17 protein-coding genes are annotated in these 20,160 nt (G+C 46.7%); all 17 read right to left on the bottom strand.

Translation table 11 applies throughout. From position 1 onward, the window contains the following. Positions 1–40: 40 nt before the first annotated feature. Positions 41–1,108: a nucleotidyltransferase family protein gene (locus tag PL263_RS01565; protein ID WP_278211363.1), complete on the bottom strand. Its 1,068-nt coding sequence runs from the start codon at positions 1,106–1,108 to the stop codon at positions 41–43. Next, on the bottom strand, positions 1,105–1,962 hold the full coding sequence (locus PL263_RS01560) for an HprK-related kinase A (protein ID WP_278211362.1): 858 nt from the start codon (positions 1,960–1,962) through the stop codon (positions 1,105–1,107). Before PL263_RS01560 ends, PL263_RS01565 begins: the two co-directional genes overlap by 4 nt. A 369-nt stretch (positions 1,963–2,331) precedes the next feature. Next, complete coding sequence (locus PL263_RS01555) at positions 2,332–3,117, bottom strand: hypothetical protein (protein WP_278211361.1); 786 nt, start codon at positions 3,115–3,117, stop codon at positions 2,332–2,334. A gap of 99 nt (positions 3,118–3,216) precedes the next feature. After that, complete coding sequence (locus PL263_RS01550; RefSeq protein WP_278211360.1) at positions 3,217–5,070, bottom strand: XrtA/PEP-CTERM system amidotransferase; 1,854 nt, start codon at positions 5,068–5,070, stop codon at positions 3,217–3,219. A 57-nt stretch (positions 5,071–5,127) separates the two neighbouring features. Continuing rightward, positions 5,128–6,264: a TIGR03088 family PEP-CTERM/XrtA system glycosyltransferase gene (locus tag PL263_RS01545; RefSeq protein WP_278211359.1), complete on the bottom strand. Its 1,137-nt coding sequence runs from the start codon at positions 6,262–6,264 to the stop codon at positions 5,128–5,130. A 4-nt stretch (positions 6,265–6,268) separates the two neighbouring features. After that, positions 6,269–7,465 (bottom strand): TIGR03087 family PEP-CTERM/XrtA system glycosyltransferase, encoded by a 1,197-nt coding sequence (locus PL263_RS01540; protein WP_278211358.1) that lies wholly within the window; start codon positions 7,463–7,465, stop codon positions 6,269–6,271. 2 nt (positions 7,466–7,467) lie between these two features. Further along, positions 7,468–8,487, bottom strand: a complete 1,020-nt coding sequence (locus PL263_RS01535) for a FemAB family XrtA/PEP-CTERM system-associated protein (protein ID WP_278211357.1) — start codon at positions 8,485–8,487, stop codon at positions 7,468–7,470. Next, positions 8,484–9,353 (bottom strand): XrtA system polysaccharide deacetylase, encoded by an 870-nt coding sequence (locus PL263_RS01530; protein ID WP_278211356.1) that lies wholly within the window; start codon positions 9,351–9,353, stop codon positions 8,484–8,486. Before PL263_RS01530 ends, PL263_RS01535 begins: the two co-directional genes overlap by 4 nt. Positions 9,354–9,360: 7 nt before the next feature. Continuing rightward, the gene (gene wecB / locus PL263_RS01525; RefSeq protein ID WP_278211355.1) at positions 9,361–10,440 is read right to left on the bottom strand and encodes a UDP-N-acetylglucosamine 2-epimerase (non-hydrolyzing); all 1,080 of its coding nucleotides are present in this window, start codon (positions 10,438–10,440) and stop codon (positions 9,361–9,363) included. A gap of 53 nt (positions 10,441–10,493) precedes the next feature. Next, positions 10,494–11,522, bottom strand: coding sequence for an XrtA/PEP-CTERM system-associated ATPase (locus PL263_RS01520; RefSeq protein ID WP_278211354.1), 1,029 nt, complete (start codon positions 11,520–11,522; stop codon positions 10,494–10,496). 12 nt (positions 11,523–11,534) lie between these two features. After that, positions 11,535–13,202: a TIGR03016 family PEP-CTERM system-associated outer membrane protein gene (locus tag PL263_RS01515; protein WP_278211353.1), complete on the bottom strand. Its 1,668-nt coding sequence runs from the start codon at positions 13,200–13,202 to the stop codon at positions 11,535–11,537. Then, positions 13,189–14,100 (bottom strand): XrtA-associated tyrosine autokinase, encoded by a 912-nt coding sequence (locus tag PL263_RS01510; RefSeq protein WP_278211352.1) that lies wholly within the window; start codon positions 14,098–14,100, stop codon positions 13,189–13,191. The genes PL263_RS01515 and PL263_RS01510 overlap by 14 nt, the downstream gene beginning before the upstream one ends. Positions 14,101–14,107: 7 nt before the next feature. Continuing rightward, positions 14,108–15,661, bottom strand: a complete 1,554-nt coding sequence (locus tag PL263_RS01505; RefSeq protein WP_140910598.1) for an XrtA system polysaccharide chain length determinant — start codon at positions 15,659–15,661, stop codon at positions 14,108–14,110. Positions 15,662–15,716: 55 nt separating this feature from the next. Next, positions 15,717–16,394 (bottom strand): polysaccharide biosynthesis/export family protein, encoded by a 678-nt coding sequence (locus tag PL263_RS01500; RefSeq protein ID WP_140910597.1) that lies wholly within the window; start codon positions 16,392–16,394, stop codon positions 15,717–15,719. A gap of 21 nt (positions 16,395–16,415) precedes the next feature. After that, entirely contained in the window at positions 16,416–18,836 is a 2,421-nt protein-coding gene (locus PL263_RS01495; protein ID WP_278211351.1) for a tetratricopeptide repeat protein, read from the bottom strand. Between the two features lie 41 nt (positions 18,837–18,877). Continuing rightward, positions 18,878–19,615, bottom strand: a complete 738-nt coding sequence (locus tag PL263_RS01490; RefSeq protein ID WP_278211350.1) for a PEP-CTERM/exosortase system-associated acyltransferase — start codon at positions 19,613–19,615, stop codon at positions 18,878–18,880. A 31-nt stretch (positions 19,616–19,646) separates the two neighbouring features. Next, entirely contained in the window at positions 19,647–20,120 is a 474-nt protein-coding gene (locus PL263_RS01485) for a cyclic nucleotide-binding domain-containing protein (RefSeq protein ID WP_278211349.1), read from the bottom strand. Positions 20,121–20,160 lie beyond the last annotated feature (40 nt).

Here is a 20,160-nt window from a genome sequence, read left to right as displayed (position 1 = left end):
TGTTTTGCAATTAGCTGCGACCCCCAGAGAGCATCACAAACTAATGTTTTTCTTTACCCATCAGCCTAAACCAAGCTTTTCTAGACAAATGCGGAAACAGCAAATACCAGGGCATTTTCAGCCAATGGGACCTTACATATAACAGCCATCGGGCTAACCCAGTCCATTGATCGCCGCAACTCGGGTGCGCCGGCATGAGCGCCCTGAGAAACAAGAAATCCATCATCTGTAATCCGAAGCGTCCCGGCGCCGCCTGTTGGCTTCGTTGCTGCACTTCCGCAGAAATGGGTGTTTGCAGAATGATATTCAGATACCGGAAAGCATAAAAAATACTCCGCTGCAGCCCCAACTCAAAAGCCCGCTCGACCACAAGCATAGCAATATCCTCAGAACTGTTTCTAAGCAAACTGTCCAGGTCGACCAAATCGCGCAATCCGTGATCCAATTCGCCATCGTAAAACAAATGTACCGCGCTGTGGACTACCATGTCCGGCATTTGCAACACACGAATTTGCGGATTGTCGCCTACATTGACTGCTGCTTCGATAAGCAAACTGGCATTAGGACAGGCTTTGGATGTAAGCGGCAGAATATTATGATGCAAATCGATAACGCTGCCGCGAAATACATGCCGCAACGGCGGTATTTCGTGCATCCATTTCCGGTAGTAATACTGATCGTACGTATTATGCAAACTACTGACCCAGCCATGGGCCATTAACTTTTTCTCGGCATCGGCGATGACCGGTCTCGGTACCAACAAGTCGATATCCGAAAAAAAACGGCCTCTAGCAGCCGGACAGGCAGAAGCGGCATAGGCGGCACCCTTAAGCAAGATTAAAGGCAAGCCCAACTCAGCAGCCACTTTCTTTAGATGATGAATTTCCCACAACAAATCGTTGACTTGCTTATCGGAATGAACCCGCGCCGATTGCAAATGACGTAACGCTCTAATCGGAATCGAGTCAGGATCGAACCGATAACATAAGACGCCCGCGAGCATTGACGCTTGAGCTTGGCGAATCAATAGTTCCCATTGTTTCAACGTCAGCTCTGGCGCCGACATCTCGCCGTTAAGAACTTTTACGATAAGAGGAAACTCGATCATTTTTTCGAGTGGGCCAAGTTCTCGAATGCCGCTATTGCATCGTCAAGCCGACTGTATCGAAAACGGTAACAATCGGCTTGGTCAACGATATCAGTAAGAACATTAAACCCGGTTGTGGCCAATATGCTGTAGTTGAACGAATTATCCGCCAGTTCCATAACGGTCTCGGCTTTACCAATGTTTAGAAGCTCGGCCTCAACTCCTTGCTGGTATTTAGGGAACACCACCCAACCAATAGGACTGGATTGGTGTTGCATTTCGACGCTGGCAGTAGGCGGTTGCACATGGCAAACGCTACCTTTGACCGTGTCAGAGCTTAATGGGCCGAATACCGCTTTGGGGTAGCGGCATCGGATTAGATCGATAGACTCATTCTTTAAACTAATGGGACGTGGGAAAGGAGTCGCGGAACCGGTCTGAAGATCCACCAAGGTTAATTCGTCGGACAGCAAGCGCCACCCTTCTTGTACCAAACTAGCCGTCAACGTACTTTTTCCCGAACCCGGCGGCGCCGGCATTACCACTGCGTAACCATGTTTCTCGACCACAGCGGCGTGAATAATCAAAAATGTATTGATTTGGCTGGAAACACACCAGTTCATACCCCACTCTATTAAAGCGGGGGCATGCTGATATGGCAGAGGGTCAAACGGTGCAAAGCCGTCCGATAGAAAAACAGCCTTCTTGCGAAAAAAAAGTCTGCTTACATCGTTTACGACATTTAAGTCGACATGAAAGTCAATGAAGGAGTCATCCGCTAATTCGTAATCTCCATAAAGAGAAGATATAGCTTCCGCCAGACACTTAATTCTTGACTTAATTGAAAATACGAAACAACCGATTTGAAGTATCAATCCGCTCCCGGATATCGCCTCGCGAACAGCAGGTAAACTTAACTCACGTACTCGCAACGAATTGTTTCGATAAGGTTAATTTTGGAAATTTCTGCGAGAGTCGATAGCATCAAATCGCGCGAATGACACACGTCGGTTTTATCGCCATTTGTTTGACCAGCCCACTCAAGCAAATCGTCTAGACTAAATATAGCCCCCGAACAGCAATATTCAAGGAAAGATTTTGAAACACCTGCCATAAGGTGGGTTTCGCCAGAGGGCTCATGGAAAACAAGCAATGCGTCATCATACTCATGGCATATCACATTTCCAACACTACGCCACAGCACGGTATCACCATTTAGCACGGCGGGATTACTTCCCCAAATACTAACAATTACCGATAAGGTGTTTGCAAAAACCGATAACCGTCGCCTCGTCATAATCTGTGTAACATCTTCTGACATCGGCCGGAGTAGTGCCTATAAAGTTTTTGCCATGGCAGGCATTTACAAACAACCAAGCGAAACAGTTGTCCAGAGTGTAACTTCCGGCACTCAAATCTCGAATGCAATCGTGCAACGATCTGTCGTCCGGCACTCCATTGCTTCGCGCGTATTCCAAGGTGATATAAGTTGAAGCATTTTCTAACGATTTGACATCAGCATGCTTGAACTGGCCCACAGTATTGTATTGGGATGCAGTACTTGTTCCAACAGTAGAGTCCCAAGTATCTCTGGCCCTCCACTTACCTTTATTCGTTGTAGAAGTCGATGGCGAACCGTCGCTTACCAATCTATCACGCAAACAATAGCCACCTTCCAAAGGCGCCCCACTTTCGTGAGTCTTGGTGAATGGTCTGCACTTGATTGTGGTGTTTGTCGGCCAATTTGTTGCCGTGCCTGCTCCACAGTAATGACTGGGCGGATTTGGAGTCGGCGGCACATAGGTTCCTGTGCCTGAGGGATCGACATTCCCAGCGCTGGCGTATGATTGAAAACCGGAAATCGTGCCACAACTCCGTTTCCCTCCGCCCCATGCCGAACGGTTGGCTAAAGTCATGACTATCGGAACAGCGACACCGGCCTTTGCGAACGTCCGCCGCGTTTTGTCTACGGCCGCACCGCCGGTTGATTGTTCGCCATGTTCGGGCAACGTATTATTTGCATCGCTCATTTCTGCTCACCCTGGATTTAACTTTGAATTACGTCACACTTTAGCAAAACACTTTTCCGGTGTCTATTGCACAGTTGTACAAGGGATATTTCTTAACTATCAGGTCAGATTATTCCGCGCAAAGGCCTCGAACATCAATAGAGACCAAATTGCGGCACTGTAGTCGCGCAAACCTGATTGGTGCTGACTAACGATATGCTGCAAATAACTATGATCGAACCAACCTGTGTTCGCCAGCGTACTACCCAACAAAGCGTCTTGCACCCGCTGTTTCAAAGGACCTCTAAACCAACTGCATAGCGGCACCGAAAAACCCATTTTAGGTCTATAGAGAACATCGTACGGCAAATATGGCTCCAAAGCTTTCTTGAAAACATATTTACCTTCCCGACCCTTTAACTTTAATTCAGGCGGCAAAGTCGCCATCCACTCCACCAGTTTATGATCTAGCAACGGCACACGCACTTCCAATGCGTGAGCCATACTGGCCCGATCGACTTTGGTCAAAATATCACCAGCCAAATAAGTCTTCAGATCTAAATACTGGACCATCGACAACGAATCCTGCGGAGCCCGATCCCGGTAACGATGGAACACCTCAACCGCCTGATAGCCTTGCAAATCACGCCGCAAACTTTCGCTGAACAATTCGGTACGCATAGCATTCGACAACACCGAAACGCTATGAAAATAACCGGCCATAGAATCTCGACCGATCGCCTCCAAAGTCGTTTTTGCGCGAAGTATTTTCGGCGCCCAATCCAACTTCGGATAGGCCCTACCGAGAGCGGAAAACAACGGCATGCGCAATGCGTCCGGTAATACGGATCGGACCCGTTCTTCATAGGTGTGCCAGCGGTAGCGGCGATATCCAGCCAGATTTTCGTCGCCGCCATCACCGGAAAGCGCCACGGTAACCTGCTTCTTGGCCAATTCGCACACCCGATACGTGGGCAACGCGGAACTGTCGGCGTAAGGTTCATCGTACAAGCCGGAAAGCTGATCGATCAAACTGAAATCATCAGGATCGACCTGCTCTACGCGGTGGGCGGTGTGGTAACGCTCGGCAACTCTAGCGGCAAATTCAGACTCGTTAAACTTAGGATCACCGAAAGAAATCGAACAGGTGTTCACCGGATCAGCGGACAAACCTGCCATCAGCGCCACCACGCCGCTGGAATCAACGCCGCCGGATAAAAATGCGCCTAAAGGCACATCGGCAACCATCCTAATTTTAACCGCTTCCCGCAAACGAGCAATTAGCTCCTCGCCGGCTTGGACGGGGTCAACCGAACCCACAGGCTGGAACGTTACATCCCAATATTGCTTCGGCCGAAAACCCGCATCGCCCCGCTTGATGGTCAAGCAATAACCGGGCTCCAACTTGTACACCCCCCGGTAGATGGTCTTCGGATCGGGAATGTAACCAAATCCGAAATAGTCCTCTATGGCCGTGACATCGACGTCCTTAGGCAACAACGGATGCTGCGTCAATGCCTTGAGTTCAGAACCAAAAATAAACTGTCCGTTTGACAGCTCCGCATAGAACAAGGGCTTAACCCCAAGACGGTCACGAGCCAGGAATAAGGTTTGCTTCAGTCTATCCCAAATCGCAAATGCAAACATGCCGCGCAAGCGTTCGACACAAGCCTCGCCCCACGCCTGCCAGGCGTACAAAATGACCTCGGTGTCACAGTGAGTTCTAAAGCCGTAGCCTAAAGCTTCGAGTTCCAAACGTAGTTCAGGAAAATTATAAACTTCGCCGTTGTACGTCAATACGACGTTTCCGTCCTGGCTGTGCATCGGTTGCTGCCCACTGGACAAATCAATAATCGATAAGCGGCGATGACCAAATCCCAATCCAGGTTCGGTGTGTAGCCCACCCTCATCCGGGCCGCGATGGAACTGGGACTGGTTCATGCGCGACAGCAGACTGCGGTCTATTTCGCTCAATCCCCGAATATCGAAAATACCCACTATCCCGCACATATAAAATCTCTCCGACGCAAATTATTGCCCGTCATACACTTGCTGGTAACGAGCCACCATACTATCGATTGAAAACTCAGCATGAATTCGCTTCAGGGAACCTTCTCCAAAGCGGCGGCGGCATTCGCCATCTAACGCCAATTCATTCAAAGCCATCGACAGACTTACGACATCCTGAGCCGGAACCAATCGACCTGTCTCCCCATCGGTCACGAGTTCCGGATTGCCGCCGACACGGGTTGCGATAACCGGCAAACCGCTAGCCATTGCTTCCAAAATCGTATTTGAGATCCCTTCTGCAATCGAGGGCAACACAAAAATGTCCATTGCACGCAATATCACCGGAATATCGGCTCTCTCTCCAGGCAACCAGACGCAATCCGCTAAATTCGCCGCGCTTAACAAATCGATAGCTTCTGCTTTCAACGGGCCATCACCAATTAAAAATAATCGGCAACGTTCGGCAAATTCGGCCGATTGCTGACAGCTTAGGATAAAAGCGCGGACTAGGGTAATTTGGTCCTTAACCCCATGCATACGGCCGACGGTACCAATCACAACTTTATCGCGCAATGCCAAACCGCAACCATCCGGAACGATAGCCTCATTCTCGCCAGGATAAAACACCGTTGTGTCGACTCCGTTACAAATACGAGTAATCTTGCTTCCCGATATTGCCACCCTATCCCGCAGGTAGCTTTCCAGATGGCGGGACAATGGAATAAATCGATGAATAATCGACCCCAGTATTCTGCGTAACAACTGATACTTGACGTTGCTCCCGTCGGGATCGAACACATCCCAGCCATGCTCGCCATGTATGCGGTAACCCACACCCGCCAACAAAGCGCAAACTTGGTATTCGATGGCCGCTAAATTGCGCGTGTGGACGATTGCCGGCCGCAATTGCTTCAATAACCGATAAACGCTACGAAAGGAGCTCCAATCCTGACCGGGCCGTTTGTGCAATTCAAAAATTTCGACGTCGGGCCGACAGATACGCTGACTGAAATCGGTGCTTTCAGTCAAACAAATGATGGCGTGACGATAACGAGTTGCCGGCAATTTATTGACAATATTAACCAGACCATTTTCGAGCCCACCAACTCCCAGTCGGTAAATGATATGTACAATCAACGGCGGCTTCGCTTCGGACACAGCCTCACTCCCCAGCCAGCATTTGGCGCAGCCGCCGGCCATTCTCAGCCCACCCGAAACGGTCTTGCACAAAACGGCGGTTTGAATCACCACACTCCGGCTGGTTCTCTAAAAACGCCAAAACCCGGTCGGCGTAATTTTCCGCGGTGTCGGCCACCGCCAACTGCAAATCCTGCGTGATCGGTATGCCTTCCATTCCGGCAGAAGAGACAACCACTGGCTTATTCATCGCCAAGGCTTCCAAAACCTTATTTTGAATACCGCGAGCAATCCGCAACGGCGCCACGATCAAATCGGCGTAGGCTATATATGGCCTGACATCGTCGACGCGACCGGTGACAATCACCGCAGCACTATTCTCGGCCAATTGCAGAACCTCTCGCGCCGGCTTGGAGCCGACGATGTAAAACCGCAATGCGGGACTTTTTGCCAAAATCAACGGCAACACTTGTTCCGCAAACCATTTAACCGCATCAACATTAGCCCAATAATCCATGGCTCCGGTAAAGACAATCGATTTCATATCGGCAGAGAACGGCCGTTGATAACTAAGCGCAGGATCAAAGCGCTCTATATCGACACCATTATTCACGTACGTAATTTTGTCCGCGGCCTCGGGCGCTAACGATCTGAATAGACGGGCTTCTTGTTCCGACACGAACAAAGTGGCGGCGGTGCGCGCCGCCATGACGCGCTCGAACTCCAACAACTTTTGGGCCTCGCGCCGATAAACCCAGCGAGCAGGCCACGCCTTGCTCTGGGCGTATTGCCGCCATTTGTCGGAATCGACATCAACAAAATCGGCAACGACCGTTAACGCAGCATGCTTACGCACGAACTGAGCCATTGGCGAAGAAAATATCAACGCCCGATCAATAGAATGCTCACGGATAGTCTGGTCTACCCAAGCTTGCAATTCGGCATTGCGATAATACGGTAGACTTAAGGCTTCATTCGTCAACAAACCGGACACGCTCTTGAGCTTTGCGAGCCGAGGATCGAGATCGACACAACAGACTTGTTTACACACATCAGCCAAGGCACCGACGTACTGGCGATCATCAGGGTCGTCTACAAACGTACCTAGAAAAATGTCGTAGTCTGCCAACAACGCCTGTAAAAAGTGAAAGGAGCGGATCTTATCGCCCTTGTTCGGCGGATAAGGTATCCGATGAACCAGATACAGCAAATTGGGCTTCATGCTCAACCCAAGTCTTTAGCTAACCAAGGACCGATCCACTGACTAACCGGGAGCGGCAGTTTTTTCCAAGCAGCTATAAACAGTTGGTATTTCGGATTCAGCGGATTGATTTCCGGAATTTGTTTTGCCGTTACTAAATCTATTTCATAAAACAAGGGCTCGGGCTCGAAACCCCAGTGTTTCTTGAAACGGAAGGATCCGGTACCGATTTTACTGCGGCCGTAATCGAAAATCTTGCACCCTCGCTCTACAGCACGGCGCATCACTTCCCAATACATGAAATCGTTACCTTTCAGATCCCTAGCTGCTTCAACACCGCCGCCGTAGTACGGTAAAACCTCATCCTTGAAATAGAAATTCATGACGCTGGCAATTAAGCGCCCTTCATGCTCTACAGTCAGCACTTCGCAACGGTTGCCGAAAACTTCCTTTAGGATGCGAAAATAGTTTTTCGAAAAAACAGGCGTGCCTAAATTTCTGACACTTTCCGAATAGGCGGCATAGAAGCGATCTACATTGTCGTCGATAATGCTAACCAAACCGCCCTTGATACCGGCACGTACCATCGCCCTTTGTTTTCTGGGTATCGCATTTAGATTTTTTTCGACGTCCGGATCCAGTTCTTTTCTGAAGGTCACGTAAAGTTCTTTATGAGGCCACTCTGGATGTGCCTGCACACGATTTCGCATTTCCAGACAATCGATCCTCAAATCCCTCGCTAATTGCTGCGCCTGAGTTTTTAAGGCCGTGAATGACTGATCGTCACTCGCCAGGATACCGCCGTATACGCAGAACGCATTCGAAACCAAAGTATTTCCGAACAACGGACTTTTAATGTGGGTTAAGGGCAATATCCCGGTGATTTGACCGTCTCGCTCGCAATAATAGTAATAAGTAGGATGCCCGAAAGCCTGTTTGATTACTTGCTGCCACCCCGCCAAATGAAAAAAACTGCCTCCGGAAGTTGCCAAAACAAACTTATCCCAACGCTCTGTTTGGGAGGGCTCAAGCAATTTAATCATGGTTGGTGGGGACGGTCTGATTGGGTTAGGAATACATTACGCATGGTGTCCCAGGCAAAATCGCTAAGCAGGTTATCCAGTCTATGGTGCATCTTGCCGAGATTTAGGTAATGCCTAAAGCGGGTTTTAAACGATAATCCCTCTCGCCGGGGCTGCTCCGGATCGATTTCCCACGGGTGAAAATAAAATATACCGGGCTGCTTTTCGTAATTATTAATATAGCGGTAAGCCCACTTAGAGAAAGAATAGGGATATAAGCGAAAAAATCCGCCGCCACCGCACGGAATATTACGCTGGAGCAGATTCAACGTGGTTATCGGAATCTCCAATAAGCCTGGGGCGTTGGCTGGCCGATAAGCGAAGCGCGGCGCATCTGGCATGCCGTATAAATCGTGCTTTACTGGATAAATGCTGGAACTATAAACAAACCCTTCTTCCTGCAAAATTTCCAAAGCCCAAAGGTTGTTTGCGCCTATCGAATAGCTAGCAGCTCGGTAGCCCATAACCGCCTGCCCCGAAGTATCTTCCAGAATATTTCTACTCAGGCGCAGGTCTTCTCGAAATTGGTCCGGCGTCTGTTCAGTAACGCGAGTATGCTGGTAGCCGTGGGACGCTAACTCGTGACCATCGGCAACGATTCTCCGTATCAGTTCAGGATAACGCTCGGCGACCCAACCCAACGTGAAAAACGTCGCTTTAACCTGCCTCTGCTCAAACAAATCAAGAATTCGGCTGGTATTTTGCTCTACCCGGTGCGGAATATTATCCCACTGGTCGCGCGCTATATGCCGCTCGAATGCCGACACCTGAAAGTAATCTTCGACATCCACTGTCATCGCGTTAACAGGCTTAATTGCTGCGTTCATCAGTTTGTTAGCCCGCTAATTGATAATGCTGCAAAATCTCCTCCACGATTCTAACTGCCGCCCGACCATCCCAATATTCAGGCACCCGACCTGATTTACCGCCGGTCGCCATAATATCGTCGACACACATCATGATTTTGCTAGGGTCACTACCCACAATGGTATTGGTACCTTCAGTTACGGTAATAGGCCGCTCGGTATTTTCGCGGAGAGTGACACAGGGCACACCCAATGCAGTGGTTTCTTCCTGTAGCCCGCCCGAATCAGTCAACACTAACTGAGCTGACTGCATCAATCCCAAAATCTCCAGATAGCCCACTGGTGGGAGCAATACGATATCTTGCTCTGCCAACTGCGATAACAAACCAGCCTCGCGCAGTTTTTGCTGGGTCCGAGGATGTACAGGGAACACCACAGGCAATTTTTTACTGATATCCACAATTACCGAAACCAAGCGCGATAGTGTTTCAACATCATCGACGTTAGACGGCCTGTGCATAGTTAACAATGCATACTTTTTTTCGGAGACAAGGCAATCGACGCCATATTTTTGCAAAATCTGAGACAAGGAATCGGCCTGTCTGCAATTCGCCAGCAGGGTATCTATCATGACATTGCCGCTGAATTTGATCCGCTCGAGCGCAATTCCCTCTTTAACCAGATTGGTTTCCGCGGCTCGTTCGGTCGTAAATAGCAAGTCCGAAATCTGATCGGTAAGAATACGGTTTATCTCTTCCGGCATCTCCCGATCAAAACTCCGCAATCCTGCTTCCACATGAATCAGCGGAATATTTTTTTTAACCGCTACCAATCCGCATGCAATCGTAGAATTAACGTCACCAACAACCAGAACGGCAATGGGTTTGACCTCGTCCAGAACCGGCTCGAAACGCAACATGACATTAGCGGTTTGGACCGCATGCGTCCCCGATCCAACCCCCAAATCGCAATCCGGCTCCGGAATACCCAATTGTTGGAAAAACGTATCCTTCATCGTTTGATCGTAATGTTGGCCCGTATGCACAAGATAAGGGACGATCCGATCTTTTACTTGTTGCATTTGCCGAATAATAGGCGCCATTTTCATAAAATTCGGCCGTGCGCCGACGACACAGACTATAGTTTTAGGCATTATTAACCCTATTCGGAATCCGTTGTTTCACCGTAAACGCTATCCATATCCAACTGTAGCAAGATCGCCTTTCTCAGCAGGGCTTTCTCCTTATTGGCGCTAACCCTTAAGCCGTCCACGATACTTTCCAAGCGATCCAATCTTTGCTCCAAGCTCGCATCGAGACCACCAACACGACTGGAAACCAGGGGCGGCATATGAAAGTCTTCATCTCCCGATTCGAGCAACATCTCCTCTTTGACTTCGACAATCACCTTTTGCACAGCTTCTTCGTTCAATAGTGCCAGTTCCTCCAGATAACCGAACAACAATAAACGATCGCACAACGAGTTAATACGCCGAGGTATACCGCCGGTAAATTCGTGAATCACATCGAAAACACCCGGAGCAAATTCCGGCGTTCCGCGCCAACCGGCAGTTTGCAGGCGAAACAAAATATATTCCTTTGTTTCTTCCAAATCCAAAGGATCGAGTTGGAATGTGGAAACTATGCGTTGTTTTAACTGTTCCATGTCAGCCGCATAAATAGTGCGCTTCAATTCCGTCTGTCCAACCAAAAACACCTGGAATACTGGGTTGCCGTTCACATCCAGATTCGTCAACATTCGCAACTCTTCCAGCGACTGTTTAGGCAAATTTTGCGCTTCGTCCACAATCAGCAATAACCGCCTTCCTTCTCTGGCTTTTTCGACGATGAATTTTTCAAAGCCCGATAGCAAACTAGCCTTGTCAGTCAAGGAAAATGTGAAACCGAACGTTGATGCAGCCATTCTCAGAGTATCTTCCGGCCCGACCTGAGACGTCATCATTACGCCGATCAACAATTTGTCTTTATTCAAATTTTTGATCAAACTTTTTACCAACATGGTCTTGCCGGTACCGGGCGAACCGATGACCAACACAAAGCCTTCACCCTGGGTCAGGCCATAATGCATATAAGCCAACGCCCGTTTATGGACTGAGCTTTGGAAAAAGAAATCAGGATCCGCGCTGAGCTGAAAAGGCTTTTGGGTGAGATTATAAAAACCGTCGTACATTCTTAAGATAATTCAGAAACGAACATTGAAGTTGGCTGTTGCACGGTTTTCAGTATAGTCGAAACGTGAAGTGTCAGAACTTTGGTTGATGTGGCGAAACTCTAATCTGGTATTCATCAGTAACGGTCTTCCGAGATTTATAGGTATTGCTCGCGTAAGGCCCAATGCGACATCGTACCGGGTGTTATCCGTAATTTGGCCCTCGTTATGCTGCCAAGATGGCCTTAGGTAAAAGTCCAACCTTGGCTCGATTTGCCACTGCCACCCGCCGGAAATGCCATAAGACATGTCCTCGCCAGCTCGAAGTTCGTACGAACGCCTCTCGTTATAAACCGAAGCGTTATAACTGCTTTTGCCGGATTGATAACTGACCGACAATGCTCCGCGTTTGCGAATAATGACATCATTGACCAAATCGAATGGATTTGCCACGAGCCGAGAGTTATTAAAATTGGGGCCGGGAATTAACCGAGTTCCGGTTGGGTCTGACGGATCCACCATCAAAAAACCCTGAGTAATTAAATCTTGAGTGTTAATCACTTGACTCAGATTCCCAGATGCATCCCTGAGGAAATAGCCCTGCTCGGTCAATAACTGCTGAGTTGTGGTAGTCTCTTGACTATAGTTGAAGCCGATATTAGCTCGCTGAAGCTGATACCTCAGACTCGCATCCCAAGAGTCTCCAGTGTTCAGCCCTACATCCTTGTTACGATAGGTAATGGTAGAACTAAAATTGTTCGACGGATTAAATTGTAGCGTGGCATGCTTGTTATTACCCAAACCTACTTCTAACCAATACCAGCGGCTGGGGCTCCAGCGTCCGCCAAGAGTATAGAAGAAGCCGTTTCGTATACTATTTTGCGTAGTCTGATAATCATTATTTTCGAACCCTGCCTGACCGAAAACGCTGAACTTTCGATTAAAAAAATAACGCATATCTCCTTGATACTGTTCAAAACGGACGTCCTGACCTGTTCCTCTAGTTTGTTCCGTCGACGAATAATTTAGAGCCCAATTCACGCTGCTAAAAAAAGATCCGCTCGATAAACGGGCTTGGCGCGTAAAAGTATCGGAATCAGTTACAAAATTATCCGGGACCACACCTGTTGTCCCTTCCGAAGTAGCGTTGTCAAAAGTAGACCGGCTATATCCAACCTTGACCAAACCACTCCCAAACGAACCGAACCGTGGCGTCCAATAAGGAGAGATACTAAAGTTCTTATTCTCGGTTCGCCCACCGGAACCAGAAATATTATCGGTGGTAACAAAGGCATTACTAATATTTTGTTGACTAATTGAACTTGTAGTCTGTATGTATAAAGTATTCCTGATCGCCTGATACAAAGACGACATATTCAGTTGGTGGTTAAAATCCAGATCATCACGCCCACCGGCATTGTGCAAACTCTGCAGCCGATAATTCAGATTAAAATTACTCCAAGGGGATGCACCGTTTAATGATAGCCCTGGGGTAACTTCGGTCACGAAGCCGCTTTTTTTATCAACGTTAGCGAGATTTATATTGTCAGTGAACGTTTCGGAAGCAGATAAACTAGGAGTCACGCGCCAATCAAATCCGTAACAGACTTCTGAAAAACCAAAATAAGCAAAAAGCCCTGCGGCAAGCAGACGCCGGCTGGCTTTATCAAACGAAACCCCACGACAATCAAAAATGGCCATATTTCCCGTAACTGTAGTTATGACCGTATATATCTATTTCTTTTCTCGTTTTATTTAGCAACGTCATTACCACGTCACAATTGCTCAGTTTCGAAACCGATTCATTTACAACACTCTGCGGAGTAACTTCAGCAGCAATAACAAGTACGACCTGCCCAACAAGCTCGGCAAGAATCTGAGCCTGGGTAGCAACCAAGAGCGGCGGGGAGTCAAAGATAACGATACGATCCTTATAGCGGCGACTAACTTCCTCGGCAAACAAATACATTCGCTGACTAGACAACAATTCGGTTGAATACTTATGCCGCTTACCCGCAGTAATAATGCTCAAATTCGGCAAATCGGTTTTTAATAAAATGTCTGAAAAAGTGACTCTGTCGTCCTCCAAGTATTCAATCAATCCGCGAGAGTTATCAATTCCAAGCTGTTTTGCTACGCCCGGTTTTTCTACATCGGCATCAATAAGCAGAACGCTTTTATCTCTTTCATTAGCGATGCTAAGTGCCAAATTAATCGAAACGAATGTTTTCCCTTCTCCAGGTAAACTGCTACATATTAAAATCAGGTTAGACCGGTTAATCCCGTTATTCTCAGCACCTTGGATATTGTTAACCAAAGGACGCTTTATCACCCGAAACTCTTCAGCAAGTTGAGACTTAGCATTGTTACTATCAATGAAACCATTTTCAGATAGTGCTTGCCAATCGATAACGACCTGCCTGTCCGCAACGACTTTGGTCCCAATACCTAAATTTGTGTTGTCGGACTCTACTAAATCGATATCCTGCAAACCCGGCTTTTTACCGACACCCAAACTGGCTGACTCGACAGCTTCGCTATTGGCAACCAAGCCTTGTTTAGCCGCTTTCTTTAGCGCATTTTCAATAATACTCATCATTAACGCCTTATTTAAGTATTTCTAGCGCCATAATTCCAAAATATCCAGCCACCAACAACAGCAACGTCGATACTAACACCCAGTCGACGTTACTAGATTTGGTTATGCCCTGGGAGGTTAAGGACACACTGCCCAAAGAAGGGAGCCCAGTTACGACGCGAACTTGGCGCGTAGACATAAAAACCGGACGAATAAAATAAATTAAAAAAGCGACGCAAAACCCTATTACAATACTTACGAGTAAAACCAACGAATAAAATAGCTTTCTGTTCGGAAAGCTCGGCTTATCAGGTTTACTCGGAGGATCAGCTATTTTAAACTTTAATCTTGAAGTTTGATCATCCACACGCTCGGTGATATGTGCCTGCTCTCTTCTTTCCAATAACTCAGAATATTTACGACTGATCGTTTCGTAATCGCGATTTAGATTTTTCATCTCCGTCTCGATAGTTAAACGCTCATTCAAACCCTCCTCCAGTTTGGCTATTCGTTTTCGAATCGAATCTACTAAAGCCTCATTGGAAGCCACCTCTGCTTGGGCATTATCAAAACCCATTTTCAGGGCTTGCACGTATGGGTTTGTCATTTTAGCGGGCGCGATCGAAGTCTGTTCATCGCTCTTAGCTTCTTTTTCCACTGAAACCTGTTTACCTGCCGCCTGCTGTTCTTCCTGAGTTTTCAGGGTATTTATCAACTTATCTATTTCGATTATAGACGGATGCTTTTCGGTGTATTTCAATAAAAGCTCAGTTCGCTTGTCTTTTAGCGACTCGATTCTGGCGTTATCGGCGGACGGCACATCTTGGGAGGTCGTAGGAATTCCCCAATCTTCATCTGAATCTCGGACTTCGGCTACCTGTTCCGCGAGAACGTCTCTTCTTGATATGGCTTGCTGAAGTGCAGTATTGGCGTCCTGGAACTGCTCCTTCATTTTCTGCAATGCTTGAAATTGATCGGTATCGTTCAATAAATCCAAATTGGTTCGTTTAAACTCTTCTTTGGCCTTCTCTGCATCCTGCAATCTAATTTCATAATCCCGTATCTGCTGCTCTATGAAACGCTGAGCATCACTGGCATCAGCCAGCGCTTTACCTTCGGTTTGTTCCGAAAACACTGTTAACACCGCTTGCACCACACTCCTTGCCACTTCGGGATCCTTAGAAGCAAAGGCGATGTCGAATATATCCCCCCTTCCGCCAGTGATGGTAATGTCTTTCTTGAGACGTTCGATTAAATCCGATTTGCCGCCGAAATCGTCCTGAACTCGGCTCAACTGAGACAATTCGATAATTTTTTCCAAATTAGGCCGGGTGAACATTAACTGCTGTATTATTCTTATCAAAGCAGATATATCTGGCTCAATAACCATCCCTCTCATGAGCGGTCTAATCACTGTGGCCGAATCTATATGCACCTTCGCCTTAGATTCAAACCTATCAGGCATTAAAAACACATAAGCCCAAGCACCAATACATACCACCAACGCGAATATAACGGCTACTCGTTTGTACTTAAGCGTACCTTTTAAATAAAAATACACTTCTGAAAGATCTTGCTGCATAATTAAAAGACCTTAAATTCATTCACCATTATTAAAAAAACACCCCGAAACAGTTTTAAAAATACGCATCAGGAATAATTAAAATATCCCCTGGCATCATTAAAACATTGGCCGTTAAATCCGCATTATCAATCAAATCATCGATTCGCACAGCATACGGCTTTAACTCTCCGTTAACGTTTCGTATAACGCTTGCCCTGTTTCCATCGGCAAATTGATCAAGCCCAATTTGGATAATAACATCCAGCAATGTCATGCCTCTCTCGTAAGGGATGGATTTCCCTTGATATCGACCGATCCCTCCGCCGCCGCCACCGCCACTGGCACCTCCGCCACCGCCGGCCCCACCGCCACCAATTCTTCCGATAATTCGAATTTGCTGATCTCGCACACCTTTAAAGCCTCCAACCATAACCACGACCTGAGGGCTTTTAACGTAAGTAGACAGCACCTTCTCGATATCTCTCGCCAACTCGAAGGGTGTCTTACCGCTTGCCAAAAGCTCTTCAACCAACGGCACAGTTATTTTTCCATCCGGCCTTACAGCTGCTGACGTCGACAATTCCGGATTACCCCATACGAATATGTTTACGCTATCTCCGGGGCCGATACGATAAGTGTAATCGGATGCCTGCTCTACGTCTTCAAGTAAAGGCTGAGCGCATCCAGAAAAAAATACGTAAGAAAATACCGCAAACCAAGCTGCGCAGAATATTTTATTGTTTATCAACATAGCCTACTAGGAAAGTCTCATTTATTTGGTTACAGAATGTTCGATCTCGAACAGCATCTTCTTCGCTATATCCACGCCAGCAAACCCCTTCTTCTGCTTATCAGAGAGAGCAATTGCCTGCTTTAATTCCGATACTGCAGTAGCTTTGTTGCCACTGCGGTAGTGCGCCACACCCAAATGGTACCTAAATTCAGGCAGTTTTGGCTCCTTGATGACGATTTCCTCCAATAATTTCATCCCATCGGGGATCTTACCGGATCTCACAAGCCCCCAAGCGTACGTATCTTGAAAATAAGGGTTTTCCGAATTTTTAAACTTCTCCGCCAACAGCACGCCTTTAGCCACATCATCGTCGCTATCAGATTCCACAAGCAAGGAAGATAAATTATTGATTGCCACGTCAACATCAGGATCTTTGGCAAGCAATTCCTGATAAATTTTTCTTGCCATTTGTTTTTCGTTAGCCTGTTCATACAGCCCTGCCAACGCCAGACTCAATTGTATGTCTCCAGGATTGGCCTGTAGACCCTTCGAATAGACTTGCTTTACGGTGTCGACATTTCCGCCAGATAACGCTTCCACTTTGGCCAAAGCCAAATAGGCAGAAGGGACTTTAGGAAACTGTTCGACCTGCACGGCAAGCAACTTTTTAGCTTTGCTGTAATCTTTACTGGTCAAATAAACGTCCGACAAAACCCCAACAATCACCTCATCGGCAGGATGTCGCTCATGGTGTTTTTCGAGATATGCCAGTGCCTTTTCTTTCTGGCCTAAAGCATCATAGCTACGAACCAGATTTATCATCGAATTGAGATGACCGGGAAACTCCTGAAGAATCTTTTCATACAACGCTACCGCGTCGGCGTACTTGCCTCTACCTTGCAACACGTTAGCCTGCAGATAAATAGGAACCGCTTTTTCTTTGGAAAACAAAGCTATTTTATGCACAACATCTTGAGCTTGATCCCAACGTTTTTCTAAGATATCAAGTTCCGCCTCGCCAATAAGAAAATTAATTTGATTTGGTTTTAATTTAAGCGCCTTTTCCACAATCTGTCTGGCCGCATCTCTCTGACCAGTCTGAAGATAAGCTCCAAAGCTATTTGTAAAGGCCACCATGTTAACCGGATTCACTTCCAAAGCCTGTTTAAAATATCTATCTGCTGTTTTGCGATCTTTCTTGACTTGATGGGCCTGCCCTAATAAAGAGTATACTTCGTCTAAATTCGACTTATCCCAGACTAGTTTATTAAGCAGAGCCACAGCTTCGTCAGGATTGCTATTTATCAGAAAAAGCCTAGCCTTTAATAACTTAGCCTGAACAAAATCCGAATTTGACGAAAGCACTTTATCAACGATTTGTGCTGCAGAATCGTATTTCTTGGCACCAACAGCGATATCCGCAATAAGTACTTGTGCAGTTAAGCCCAACTCGCTACTTCCTTCCGAGGCAACGACTTTCTTCAAACCAGTTTCAGCATTGCTTGTAAAGCCATTTGCCATCATCCATTTCGATAGTTCCACAATCGAAGCCGCCTGTTGCTGATGGCGATTCACCATAGCTTCATATTCCGTAGGCACTCGATCTTTGGATCTAGCATTGAAAAATTCGAGCAATGTAATTTCCGAATCGGGTTTATAACCTTCTTTTTCTACAACATCCCGAAGCAGGGATTCAGCCGAATCCAGCTTATTTGTCATGGAATAAATCGAAGCCAAACTCAATTTAAAATTGTTATTCTCCGGATATAGCTCGACAAGCTGCTTGTAGTCTTCTATTACCTTATCGACTGCATTATTCGCTGCGTTGATTTTTACCCTGAATAAACGCAATGCAATATTCTTACCATCAATACTCAAGCCCTTGTCAATTAGATTCAAAGACTCTGCCGTTTGGTTAGCTTTATAAGCCAGAGCGGCCGCCAATGAAAGCACATCGGCATTACTCTGGTTGTCTTTCAATAATTGTTGTACGATAGTATTAGCTTGATCGTTCTTTTCTTGCTTCACATAGACAGAGGCTTCGATAATCTGAGCTTCTAAGTTGGCCGGATCTACATTCAATACGGCTTTAGCCTGCTCCGATGCTTTATCTAACTCACCAAATAACACATGCAACTTACCCAACTTTAATCTAGCCTGAAGTAAATTAGCATCTAGCTCTAACGCCCTGATCAAGTTTTGTTTCATCGATTTATAATTATTGGATTTTTCATCCAACAACGCCAAATAGTAGTAAACCTCTCCTCTTTTATCATCACTCTGATTGGCGCTTTTTAGCTCAAGGAAAGCCTTATCAAACTCTCCTTTCTCGATAAAGTCTTTTCCTTTTTGCAGATGGCTATCGGCAGTTTCAACCGGAGAGTTACACCCAATCAACAGAAGAAAACAAAGTAATGCCAGGCCGTTATCGACATTATCTTTAATTATTTTTATAGCCACTTACTAGCACTCCCAAAAATACAGCTACAATTTAGCAAATGTTATTCAGCAATAGTTTGTTTGATCCAAGCGTATAGTTCCCGCAATTCGGAATGCATATTTTCCAATACAGACTGTGTAGTAATAAAGTAGGGCGCTCGAATACCGTGATAGTCAATGTCCCTACCGACACGCTGAAAATCTATACCTGACCGATGCATCATCCTCGGCAAAAACGGCTCCATCATCGCGAAGACATTAGTTCGATTATCGAGCTCGGTTAAAACAGTTGCCGCAAAAAAGCAGGCAACCGCAATGGATGAAAAAGTCCTTTGCTCCTGCTGCGAGAAATGCAAACCGTTTATCTCGCCGAACCGGGTCAAAGTTTCCCCAGTTCTTCTGCGAAAAGCGCCGTCGACCGCCAATCTTGATATCTCGCATACCGTATGCCGCTCAAGCTGAAGACTACCGATCACATCTCGATCCAGACTATTGCTGCAGTATTTCTCCAAAGGCAGTGGCGATTCGGATTCTGGACCCAACGCCGGAACCATCCTGACGCAACCAGCGGGCAAACCAGTTTGAATGTGGGTGATCAAGCAATGCCGAGAATGCGGATCGTACTCGTCGATCTCAAGTTGATCTATGAAATGCTCTTGCGATTCGTACTTAAACTCTTCGCAATACACTCGATATCTTATTCGAAATACTTGCTGTTTTTGCGCAACGGTCTCCGCCAAGGACACCCTAAAATAGCGACTAAAGCTTTCGACTAATGACAGCTTTTGTGCGACTTCCATTTTATGCGCTCTCTAAAATATTGGTTATCGACTATAAATACTTATCGATATCATGAGCTTTGATACCCCATGCCAGTAAATGCTCGATACGATCATTTGCCAACCCCAATCGCCTCGACATTGTTTGAAACAACTCTTTCAGAAACAAATACCCCTGAACCGGATGGTCATCCATGTAAACGCTTAACATGTCACTACGAATCTCCAGTAACTGGACATCTGTCAACGATATGACTGAGGCCGTGCGCTCCCTAGCCTCGTACAAACATACGTCGCCAAAAACGGCTCCGGCTTCGAGATCACATAGACCTGGACTGACCCGCTTATTGCCATCCAGTTCAGCCCCTCCTAAAACCCTGACCGAGCCTGCTTCCAAGTAAAACAAACTTTTTCCTTGATCACCCTTTTTGACGATAGTGGCACCTGCGTTCAGCTTATACCTCCGCCACGCACTACCCTCTTTGAACAACGGGTTTTTCAGAACGTCACTAAGTATCTCAATCATCAGGCGAAACCATATCAATAACACTGACTCGCTGGTTATA

Source organism: Methylomonas sp. EFPC3 (genome assembly GCF_029643245.1).
Lineage (GTDB): Bacteria > Pseudomonadota > Gammaproteobacteria > Methylococcales > Methylomonadaceae > Methylomonas > Methylomonas koyamae_B.
The sequence above is the reverse complement of the archived record's forward strand: the minus strand, read 5'-3'. Positions and strand labels throughout refer to the sequence as shown.